Origin of the sequence: Oceanicoccus sp. KOV_DT_Chl, assembly GCF_900120175.1 — a bacterium.
GTDB lineage: Bacteria > Pseudomonadota > Gammaproteobacteria > Pseudomonadales > Dasaniaceae > Oceanicoccus.
The window spans coordinates 530,603-541,814 of the sequence record NZ_FQLF01000002.1; the positions used below are offsets into that span (position 1 = coordinate 530,603).

8 protein-coding genes, 1 other RNA gene and 2 pseudogenes are annotated in these 11,212 nt (G+C 47.7%); 4 read left to right on the forward strand and 7 right to left on the reverse strand.

Annotated features, from left to right (window positions below):
- Positions 1 to 89: 89 nt before the first annotated feature.
- The 5 genes and pseudogenes from UNITIG_RS24985 to rsmI all read right to left on the reverse strand — a co-directional run bounded on the left by UNITIG_RS24985 (position 90) and on the right by rsmI (position 6,311).
- Positions 90 to 584 (reverse strand): aminotransferase class V-fold PLP-dependent enzyme, encoded by a 495-nt coding sequence (locus UNITIG_RS24985; RefSeq protein WP_101757586.1) that lies wholly within the window; start codon positions 582 to 584, stop codon positions 90 to 92.
- A gap of 87 nt (positions 585 to 671) precedes the next feature.
- Positions 672 to 1,280, reverse strand: a complete 609-nt coding sequence (locus UNITIG_RS24990; RefSeq protein ID WP_145999105.1) for an aminotransferase class V-fold PLP-dependent enzyme — start codon at positions 1,278 to 1,280, stop codon at positions 672 to 674.
- Positions 1,281 to 1,818: 538 nt separating this feature from the next.
- Entirely contained in the window at positions 1,819 to 4,341 is a 2,523-nt protein-coding gene (locus UNITIG_RS06120) for a choice-of-anchor D domain-containing protein (RefSeq protein ID WP_101757588.1), read from the reverse strand.
- A 772-nt stretch (positions 4,342 to 5,113) separates the two neighbouring features.
- Positions 5,114 to 5,498, reverse strand: an RNA gene (rnpB, locus tag UNITIG_RS06125) — RNase P RNA component class A.
- A 32-nt stretch (positions 5,499 to 5,530) separates the two neighbouring features.
- Positions 5,531 to 6,311: pseudogene (rsmI, locus tag UNITIG_RS06130) on the reverse strand (16S rRNA (cytidine(1402)-2'-O)-methyltransferase).
- Between the two features lie 138 nt (positions 6,312 to 6,449).
- On the opposite strand from rsmI, the pseudogene UNITIG_RS06135 reads away from it, so the two are divergent.
- The 4 genes and pseudogenes from UNITIG_RS06135 (at position 6,450) to UNITIG_RS06150 (ending at position 9,908) form a co-directional block, all read left to right on the forward strand.
- Positions 6,450 to 8,293: pseudogene (locus UNITIG_RS06135) on the forward strand (penicillin-binding protein activator).
- Complete coding sequence (locus tag UNITIG_RS06140; protein ID WP_101757589.1) at positions 8,271 to 8,705, forward strand: YraN family protein; 435 nt, start codon at positions 8,271 to 8,273, stop codon at positions 8,703 to 8,705. The pseudogene UNITIG_RS06135 and the gene UNITIG_RS06140 overlap by 23 nt, the downstream one beginning before the upstream one ends.
- Before the next feature lie 34 nt (positions 8,706 to 8,739).
- Positions 8,740 to 9,330 carry an SIS domain-containing protein gene (locus UNITIG_RS06145; protein WP_101757590.1) on the forward strand — a complete coding sequence of 197 codons (591 nt, stop codon included), beginning with the start codon at positions 8,740 to 8,742 and terminating at the stop codon, positions 9,328 to 9,330.
- A 5-nt stretch (positions 9,331 to 9,335) separates the two neighbouring features.
- Complete coding sequence (locus UNITIG_RS06150; RefSeq protein WP_200821211.1) at positions 9,336 to 9,908, forward strand: BON domain-containing protein; 573 nt, start codon at positions 9,336 to 9,338, stop codon at positions 9,906 to 9,908.
- Positions 9,909 to 9,944: 36 nt separating this feature from the next.
- Here UNITIG_RS06150 and UNITIG_RS06155 read toward each other — a convergent pair whose 3' ends face one another.
- Both UNITIG_RS06155 and UNITIG_RS06160 read right to left on the reverse strand, forming a co-directional pair.
- The gene (locus UNITIG_RS06155) at positions 9,945 to 10,373 is read right to left on the reverse strand and encodes a ClpXP protease specificity-enhancing factor (protein ID WP_101757592.1); all 429 of its coding nucleotides are present in this window, start codon (positions 10,371 to 10,373) and stop codon (positions 9,945 to 9,947) included.
- A 106-nt stretch (positions 10,374 to 10,479) separates the two neighbouring features.
- A complete protein-coding gene (locus UNITIG_RS06160) occupies positions 10,480 to 11,127 on the reverse strand; it encodes a glutathione S-transferase N-terminal domain-containing protein (protein ID WP_101757593.1) in 648 nt (215 codons plus the stop codon).
- Positions 11,128 to 11,212 lie beyond the last annotated feature (85 nt).

Genomic DNA, 11,212 nt, shown 5'->3' on the forward strand with positions numbered 1-11,212 from the left:
GAATCAAAACAGATGGGAGACAGCTTCGCTAATTACGATTAGATAAACTGCGCACTGACAAGCCAAACGAAAACGCAGAGATAAGCTCGTCAACTAGCGGCCAACTCGGCAATCGTTTGCACGCAATATTCGACTTCTTCAGCCGTATTGATCAAACCTGGAGCCAAGCGTGCGTAAGAAGGGTTGTACGGTGCTTGAGTGGCAATAATCCGGTGTTTTTTAAAGGTCGACACGGTATCCATAGGCCCTACCTTATCGACCTCAAACGCCACGATGCCCGACGTGAGGCGCTGATCAACCGGTGTGTGTAAATGAACGCCTTTAATGTTAGCCAACCCCAGCTTAAGCTGACGGTTTAAGTCGTGTATACGACTGCTTACCCGCGCTTTGCCAATCGCCAGATGAAAATCAAAAGCCTCGTTCATAGCCCAGCGATGCTCAAAAGCATGAGTGCCACCTGGCGTTAGCGCAGTGGCAGGGTTGATCGGTTTTTCCGGCAGGAATTTCATCCACATTAAAAACGCCTGCTGATCGAAGGTCGGAATGATCGGTGATACCGCCGGCCAAGCATGTTCCGCCCCCATAAAATACCGGTACCACGTGACCAAACATCCACTTGTGGGTACCGGCGATAAAAAAATCACAACCCATCGCTTGAATATCAATATCTTCTACACCAAAGCCGTGGACGCCATCAACACAGAGTAATGCCCGATCGCCTCACTGCGGCCACGATTGGCTTCGGCAACTAACTGGGAAATTTCGGCAATCGGCAACTTTATCCCGGTGCCCGAATGCACCCAGGTGATGGCGATAATACGCGTGCGGGCATTGATCGCCCGTTTAATACGCCCGAGGATTTCATCAATACTGGCTAAGGCAGGTTTATCGTAAAGTGCGATACGCGAAATACTGGCACCGCTACGCTGGGCACTAAAGGCCAGCGAATTATAGGTCGCATAATGATCGTGTTCGGTGGTGAGAATTTCCTGATCGGCGCGAATACTTAAGCCACCATACAAAAGCCCCAAGCCCTCCGTGGTGCTTTGCATCAGAGCAATATCCTGCGGCCGCCCATTAATATAATTCGCCGCAGCGGCCAGCACTGCTTGCTCAGCAGCATGCTCTTCCTCCAGCAAATAACTGGCCGGATTGAGATCGAGCGCACGACGGTGTTTGTCGATAGCGCGAGTTACCGCTAGCGGCTGTGACGCCAGCAGAAAACCGCTCATATGAACCCACTGCGGATCCAGCGGAAACTGGCGCGGATTTGTGCCCAATTGGCAGCAGCTAAATCGGTGGTGGCTAACAGGGGAGTATCAGCAGCGGTTGCAGAAGCTGCTCCGGCTAAAGCCGCTGCCCCAAAGCCACGCTGGTGTTTTTGATAAAATCTCTACGATGATTGTTTACATCAGCCATCAGTTGATCCTTGGTTTTTTTATTATAGGCAGAATAACAAGTCATGGCTTCAACCCTCTATGAAAAACTGGTAGCCAGAAATCGTTTATCCAAGTTGCGCCCAAATCATAACTTAAAGGGGGAGTAATCAAAGGGAGCGTAACTAATATTTAATGATCAACGTGGAGTCAGATGAAAGTGGGGTCAGATGAAACCTTTTCTGCAGAGTCCAGTCTGGACTGATAAAGGTTTTCTGATTAAACACTGTGCCAACGGTTTCTAACTGGGGGACAACGCAAAATATTGACCTGTCCCCGCACCGGCCGCGTTGAGTTCAGCCGTATACTTAACTTACTTACAGCCATAAAAAAAGCCCCACCCAAAAATGTTGGCGAGGCTTAAGGGGGGGTAACTTAACTATTAACTGCCGCAGATACTGCTAATTTTATTAAGCTCAGTTTCAGCGCCACCAAAGGCATAACTACCACTATCGCTCACATAATAAAATATGGCGCCGTTAGGAAACATCACCACGCCAATACCACCGTAACCAGACATATAACTAACCCATGAACCTACAGGACATAGAGGACTAGAACGCTGCCCCATATCATATGTCCACACTCCGTTGAGGTATCTTGATTCCGAGCCGTAGGTTTCCAAACCCAGATCACCACCCTTAACCAGCATGTCATCCATAATGTCGCCATCGAGTACTTGCTGGCCATTAATCACACCACGATCATTAATCAACTGAGCCAACTTCACCATGTCATCACTGTGCCATGTCATCCCGTGACTCCAATAGGGGTCGGCCAGCGAATCTTCAGTACGAACTGTGGTGTAGGTAACCGGGCTAAGTTTCAGCGGTTTATAAACCTCATCAACTAACTTGTCGAATAGATCGCCAGAACTGTAGTTATCCATTGCCAAACCAGCTATGTAGGTATCTGAAGAGTGATAAGAAAAATGCGTATTGGGTGTGTCTTTACGTATATATCGTTCACATGCATGAGCGATTTTTTCATCATGGGTAAAGGTTAGGAAAAACTGATTAACCACCGCGCTGCTACCTTCATCACCCTCATAAGAGGATAAGCGATAGTTACCGGTTGCCATGTCCAATGCATTTTCTACCGTTACATCACTCCAGACAGAAGCAGTCCCATTAATACCATCCTGACATTCAGCAACATTAGTGGATACCATGATATTGCGGGCACTGCTGTTTTGTTTTACCAGCAAGGCGAAGGCAAAATTTGCAACAGCGGTTTTGGCCGTAGAGTAAGAAGGCAAACCCATCACTTCACAAAAAGGGTAATCGCCATGCCGCGTACTGCAGGGTGCCGCATAGTGAATGCCGTTATAAAACACACCATGAGTAGTGGGGGCTGACAACTGCTCAGTAGCAAAATTTGCCGCAATAACATTGGGGTAGTCGTCACTTATTTCAGCAAGCGGTTTTACCGGCAAACGATTAAGCACTTCCGCTTCATAATCTGTAATTAGGCTAGCCGCTGCCGAAACACTACCAGCAACATATTGGGCAGGGACTAAACCCCACAAATCATACTGAAAGTATAAACAGGTTTCGCCGCCCACTTGCACGGCTACATTGGTGATTGAACCATCGTCTTTAAAGGCAAAAGTTAGCACGCCATTATGGGTGCAGTTAGCCTGATTTTCTTGTAACGCAAACGGTATAGCAACACGACTATAGCCATTATCATTATTTTCATCCCAAACTCGGCCGGGTTCTAAAATATAGCTCCAGTCTTGATAATCTGGCGCACCAATTTTACCGCTCACGCTTAAACCGCGTGTTTTAGGAATAATGTGTGAACCTACTTGCACAAACTCAAAATCAAACGCCGGCAAAGTGCCTGGGCTATTGTAGTTACCCGCCTGAGCACGACCTGATGTGGTTTCATTAAAGTTCATCACGGTTGGATTGCCGCCATTGAGAACCAAACGACCCTGAAACGTATTAGTGGGCTCTTGCGCGCTAGAATTATCAGCATCAATTTCAGCCACACCGTGACTGTATTGAGAAAAATCCATCACGCTTAAGCTAGAGCCGTTTAATTGACTAAGGGTTAAGGCAGTACGCGCAACATTACCGTCACCGCTAAATACATGCAGGTCACCTGATGGCGTGGGTGGATCGGGAGGTGTGCCTACCCCTGTACCACTTAGAGAAACGGTTTGATTACTGTCGTTATTAGCAATAGTCAGTGTCGCACTAAAACTGGTTTCTGCGTTTGGCGTAAACACCAAATCAAATGAACAGTCATTACTGGCAGCAACCGTTGTGTTGCTACAGCCATCATTGACCAGACTAAAGGGCGTACTAGCGCCGCTAATAGTGGTCACATTTAAACCGGCATTACCGCTGTTAGTAATGGTAACGGTATTCGTTGAGTTCTCACCCACCAACACACTGCCAAAAGCACCACTACCCGCTACATTAATACTTGGCACCGGCACACCAGCACCAATAATACTAATGCCATCGGCATAGCAGTAATCTGCAGCGGAACCGGTTTGCACATAACGGATATGGGTTGTGCCACCATTGGTGGTAGTCATAGCCGTGGTAAACGTACCGTTATCCTGGACCTTATTCAAAGTAATTAATGAATTACCCCAGTTAACACCATCCTCAGAAACATAGACATCACAGTAGTTATTAGTTTCCAAACTGGTTGCAGCCAGAGCGACGGTCACATCACCATCAGCCGCAAAACTGCGTTCTGCGGTAGCTCCACCCTTAAGTCGCATGGAATAAGCACCGATTGTTTTACTGGTATTTATTGTTACAGTGCCCGATGTATTCCATCCAGCAAAATCGCCATCTTCAAAATCTTCGGTTACATCAGCTACCACGGCTATCGACATTGTCGATAAGATAAAGGCCAATGAATGTTTTTTTATCGTATTCATATTTGATCCTCAATTAGTTATTTCCTGACTCAATCAACACTTGTATCCATTACAAATGAAAATAGTTTGGGCTAACCAATTTGATCAAAATCCAACACACACCCGCCCTCTACATACCAGTAATAAAAAGTAGGTAGCTATTTTTTATTATTTGAGAATGGTTGTAATCAAAATGTGGAATCGATACTAACCAGCCTATTTTTTAAAAATAGAGCCAGTTAAACATAGGGTATGGGGCCAGAAATCAAAGCGGTCGTAATGAATTTTTATTGATCAAGGTTCAGTGAGATAGTTTTTTCAATTTAGAAGCTAAAATTTTTTCAAGCTGCGTTCGTTAAAAAGTGGGGGCAGATGAAACTTATAAGTAGATCCCACTCTGACTGATAAAGGTTTTCTAATCAGGCGCAGCGCCAACGGTTTCTACCTGGGGACAGAGCAAATTTTGCGGTCAACGCAAAATCTTGGTCTGTCCCCGCACCGTGCCGCGTTAAGAGGGTTCTTCCGGATAGGTGGTACTAACCGATGACTGCGACCTTGACCGGATAAAGAGCGGATCGGGCGTAGCCCGTGACAGAGCCCTGCGCTCCGAGTTTTGTTAAAGCTGTCGCAACCACAGGATAAAGCTGAAGTTTTAAAAAATTAAGTGAGCCAGCCATAAGCCCGATTTTGACTTTATAAAAAGCGGATCGGGCGCAGCCCGTGACAGAGCCCGGCGCTCCGAGTTTTGCTAAAACTATCGCAACGACAGGATAAAGCTGAAGTTTTAAAAAATTAAGTGAGCCAGCCGATAAGCCGGGTTCTGTCTAGGACAGTCATTCATCTACGCATTACGTCACCGCAACACTTTAGCAACCTACCCGCCCTCAGTGCGGGTACACACCTATAGAGGGCCTATTTGGTCTTGCTCCGAACGGGGTTTACCGTGCCACGAACTGTTACCAGTCGCGCGGTGCGCTCTTACCGCACCCTTTCACCCTTACCTGTGTCCTTGCGGACCATCGGCGGTCTACTCTCTGCTGCACTGGCCGTAGGCTCGCGCCTCCCAGGCGTTACCTGGCGTTCTACCCTATGGAGCCCGGACTTTCCTCTCGACCCGCCCCGTTTAGCCACATGTGAAAAAACAGAGTACAAGGTCCAGCGACTGCCTGGCTGGCTCGGCGGCGAGTGTACTCTTAATCCTGCTTAGAGGCTATGGCTTCTGCTGGTCCAAACCATATTGATAGAGCGTGTTCTTTTTCACCCCGGTGATTTTGGCCGCCAGCGCCGCTGCTTGCTTCAGCGGTAGCTCTGCCGCCAACAAATCAAACACCCGCTCACCTTCACTATTCCATCACTAATTTTGCTGCAACCGCGCACTAACAACACACATTCACCCTTCTGCTGATGGTGATCAGCGGCCACCCATGCGGCCAATTCGGCCACTGGCAGGCGTTTGATGGTTTCAAAGGTTTTGGTGAGTTCGCGGGCCATCACAACTTCCCGCGTAGCACCAAATACGGCTGCCATATCCTGCAAACAGTCCAGTAACCGGTGCGGTGCTTCGTAAAAGATCAGCGTGCGGGTCTCTTCCATTAGTGCCTGTAGCTGTTTAATACGGGCTTGTTGCTTGGCATTAAGAAACCCTTCGAATACAAAGCGGTCTGAAGGTAAACCCGCGGCACTTAAAGCGGCGATAGCGGCACTGGCACCGGGAATGGGAATAACCTTGATACCCGCAGTGAGGGCCGCATCAACCAAGCGATAGCCAGGATCAGAAATTAAGGCGTGCCGGCATCCGATATCAGCGCAACACTATTGCCGTTGCGCACGCGCTCGATCAAATTATCAACAGTCACCGTGCCGGAGTGATCGTGGTAGGCAATCATCGGGGTGCCGATATCGAAATGCTGCATTAAACGCTTGCTGTGACGGGTATCTTCGGCAGCAATGACATCTACCGATTGTAGTACCGCCACTGCACGCGGTACCATGTCGGCTAAATTTCCGATGGGTGTTGCAACTACATATAATGCACTCTCTATCACGGCCAACTCTCGCTATTGAATATCGCTTTAGCCTAACAATGTAGAGACAATGAGAACAACTTTTTATTAGTATTGATCAGTTTTGTGTTGTTATCCTGCGGCGGCCAACCCCGCCAGGACGGTAAGCAAACACCGTCGCTCAGCAGTGCTGAAACTATTCAGCAATTACTCACTCAAGCCGACAACAGCCCCAGCCCGCAAAAAGAAGACCTGTTGCTGGCTGCAGCCGAATTGTTGTTACAGGAAGGCAAGCGCGATCTGGTTGAGAGCATCATCAATAATTTACAAACTGAATCTCTGCCACTGCGACAGTTTGCCGACTACACCGAAATCAGTTGCCGCTTGCAAATCCAACGCGGCAATTATGAAGATGCGCTACAGATTCTTGAACATCAACGGCTACAGCAAAACCTCGATAATTTACCGCAACACAATCAACTCACACTGAGTTTATTACAAGCCGAAATTCTGGCGCGCCTGGGCAGCCATATTGCCAGCGCCCAGCAGCGGATTTATATCAACCCGCTACTTAATGCCGAAGATCAAATAAGTAACCGCGAAGCCATCTGGGACTCACTGATGTATGTGCCGATGGAAGATATTAAACATTATCTGACCAGCAGTTTTCGCGGCGAGTATCAGGGCTGGCTACAACTGGCATTAATCGCCAAAGAAAATCAGGGCGATCTGGATTTACAAGTGGCGCAATTAGAACAATGGAGACAGCTGTGGCCAGAACATCCGCTAATCAGCAACTGCCCGGCGGGTTAGCGCTAATTCAGGAACTGGCAGCTAATCGCCCGCAACATGTAGCGCTGCTACTGCCACTCACCGGCAACTTGGCGCCCTTTGGTAAAGCCGTACGCGATGGCTTTATTGCGGCCAGCTATGACACGGCTAGTCGTGGCGGCAAAGTCCCCCGCTTAACTATCTATGACACGGAAAATCACGCCGACTTTATTGCCCTCTACAAGCAAGCAGTCGCCGATGGCGCCCAAATGATTGTAGGCCCACTGGAAAAAGAACGACTGCGCTTATTATTTGATGAAGTAAGTTTGCCTGTGCCCACCCTGGGGCTGAATAGAATCGAAGATTATGGCGAGCCGCCAGAGCAATTATTTCAGTTTGGTTTAGCGCCACAGGATGAAGCCCACCAAATCGCAGAAATTGCCCGACTGGAGAATAAAAAACAGGCTTTGATTATCAGCCCACAAGGGGAATGGGGAGACATCAATAGCAAGGCATTTTCCGACTACTGGCAACAGCTGGGCGGCACCACTATTGGCCGCAGTATTTACAGCGGCCAAGACGATTATTCCAGCTCAACAAAAGATGCCTTACACCTGCAACAAAGTGAAGATCGCGCCAAACGTATCGAGAAAATTATCGGTGAGCGCATTGAGTTCAACCCTCGCCGCCGCCAGGATATCGACATGGTGTTCATGCTAGCCCGGCCACAGGAAGCCCGCTCACTAAAACCGTTATTAGCTTATCACTATGCTGGCGACATACCCGTCTACGGCACCTCCCGTATGTACACAGGCTATGAAGACAAAGTCAAAAACCGCGACCTCGACGGTATACGCTTTACCGACATGCCCTGGGTGTTAGAAAAACCCTCAGCACTGCATCAACTGATCGACAAGGAAATTGAGCAGAGCAAACAATACCAGCGCATGTACGCACTCGGTATCGACAGCTTCCAATTACACCCGCGTCTGCGACAGCTACAGGAAATGACTAACAGCCGCGTCTACGGCCAGACTGGACGACTAAAATTAAATGAACAACGCGAAATAGTACGACAAATGTTATTTGCTAAAATCAGCTACGGCAAAACTAAAATTATTCCGATGGCTAGCCAAAGCGTAAACTTGCAACTTTCAACCAAGGATGGTGTCAACAATGCTGGAGCGATGGCGAACTAAGCGCAAACAAGATAACCGTGCAACTTCTAACACCAGTACCACGGGCGCACATATAGAGCAACAAACCGAACACTGGCTGACACAACAAGGCCTAAGCTCGCTGCACCGCAACTACCGCTGCCGCGAAGGTGAAATAGACTTGATAATGCGTGATGCCGAGCATCTGGTGTTTGTCGAAGTACGCTATCGCAAACGGCATCAATATGGTGACGGTTTGGAAAGTGTCGATTGGCGCAAGCAACAAAAATTACAAAAAGCGGCAGCACATTATTTATTGCGATATCCGCAATACAATAATTATCCCTGCCGTTTTGATGTAGTGGCAGTATGCCCGCAAAACAAAGCGCAACAAGCGACTAACAACAATGCTAAACTGCATTGGTCGTGGATAAAAAATGCCTTCAGCGGTTAATTTATCCACACCTGAATAACACCGAGAATGTTTTATGGATTTGGATCAACAGGTAATAGAGCTGTTCCATAGCAGTATCGATACCACCATGCGCACGCTTGACGAGCAAGCAGCCAGGGTTACTGACTGCGGCACATTGCTTGCCCAATGTCTTTTAAGCGAGAACAAAATCCTCTGTTGCGGCGAAGGCATTAGCGGCGCATTAGCACAGGTTTTTTGCTCACACCTATTAAATCGTTTTGATTATGAGCGCCCTGGCTTACCGGCGATCAATTTGAGTGCCGACGCCACCACACTGATGTCGCTTAGTAGCGATAGCCACTTTAAAGATATCTTCGCTCATCAAATCCGTGCACTGGGCCAGCGCAGCGATCTATTACTAATCATTACCAATAGCGATGCTTCTGGCACCAGCCTTGAAGCGATTAAAGCCGCTCATGACAGGGAAATGATTGTGCTGTGTTTAAGCGACCAAAGTAGCAATGATTTCTCCGCGCTACTGCAACCCGAAGATATAGAATTATGCGTACCCAGCTCCAATCGAGCGCGGGTGGCAGAAGTCCACTTGAAAATTATTAATTACTTATCCGAACTTATTGATCTACAACTTTTTGGGAGCCACTAATCACCGTGAATAGACTCATACCTATCATCGCTATTTTATCAACGCTGGTTTTTATCCAGAGCTGTAGCTCTATTATTTCTGCGACTACGGCTGACCCGATTAAAGAAAATGAAGGCGAACGCACTAGCGGATCCTATCTGGATGATGAAATTATTGAAACTAAAGCGCTGGTCAATATCGACAAAGCTGATCCCGAATTAGCCCAGTCGCATATTGTAGTGGTGAGCTATAACCGCATTGTGCTACTAGCGGGACAAGTCCGCAGCGAAGAACTACGACAACTTGCGGCAGCGACAGTAGCGAAAATAGGCAATGTACGCCGAGTGAATAATGAAATCACTGTCTCAGGTACTTCATCATTAGTCGCCCGCTCCAATGACAGCTGGATCACCACTAAAGTAAAAACCAAACTACTTGCCGATAGCGCTATTGAAGGTGGCCGGATTAAAGTAGTTACCGAAAACGGTGTGGTTTATTTGATGGGGCTGGTAACTAAAGACGAGGCTAGCCGCGCGGCAGAAGCAGCGCGAACCACCGCCGGGGTACAAAAAGTAGTACGGATTTTTGAATACTTCTAACGGTCGGTATTAAATTTAATAGCGCTCAATCGAGCGCTATTTCACTACCCGCAAACCAGGCTTCTTATTACCCAACGCCGTCACTTTGGCATCAGACTTTGGCTTGGCTTTAGGTGCCGGATCGTCACCACCTGGCGGCGGCTCGGTGGGATCATCCAATTCAAAAATCATGCCCTGACCGTTCTCGCGCGCATAAATACCCATCACCGCCGTCATTGGCGCATAGATATCCATAGGTACACCCCCGAAGCGGCCGTTAAAATTCATCGCCTCGTTAGTAAGCAATAAATCCATCACCGCAGTCGGGGATATATTCAAAACAATCTGGCCATTTTTGACATACTGCTGGGGTACTTGTACACCATCAGCCATCGCATTGATTAAAATGTAAGGCGTACAGTCGTTCTCCAGTATCCACTCGTAGAGAGCTCGAACTATATAGGGACGACTCGAAGTCATTGCCATAATCTTATCCAGACCTGTTAGCAGTAACACTGCAATACACTGTATAAATTTAGTCTATCCAAACAAAAAAAGGGGTGAATCATCACCCCTTTTAACTGCTAATTGCTTAAGCTGGTTGAGGGGTGCGCATATCGCGCTCCTCTTCCGACAAACTAGCCTGAAACGATTCACGCTCAAACAGCAAATCCATATAGGCTAATAGTGGTTTAGTTTGCTTGGTCATTGGAATTTCAATGCCCATGACCGGCAAGCGCCATAAGATGGGCGCCATACAGCAATCCACCAAGGTAAATTCTTCATTCATAAAGAATGGCTTTTCAGAAAAGATTGGCGCAATAGCAATCAAACTTTCCCGTAATTCTTTACGCTGCTTTTCTAACGTCTTTTCGCTCGCAGTGCCAGCTAACAGGCTGTCTACCAGTACACACCAGTCGCGCTCGATACGGTAAATATACTGACGGCTAGCACCACGAGCTACTGGGTAAACCGGCAACAAAGGCGGATGTGGAAAACGCTCATCCAGATACTCCATCATCACTTTTGATTCATACAACACCAACTCGCGGTCTAACAACGTCGGCAAGCTGTTGTAGGGGTTTAAATCAGCCAACTCTTCTGGAATATTGGCAGGATCGGATTCGATAACATCAACAGTCACACCCTTTTCAGCCAGAACGATACGTACCCGGTGGCTATAGTGACTGGCACTATCAGAAAAGAACGTCATCGAAGATCGCTTGGTAACAACACCCATTTGGTTTTCCTCAGCTGAGATCAGCTTTCATTACTACATTTTTACAATGAGGTCACTTAGGAAGGGATCGCGAATACCGCCAACC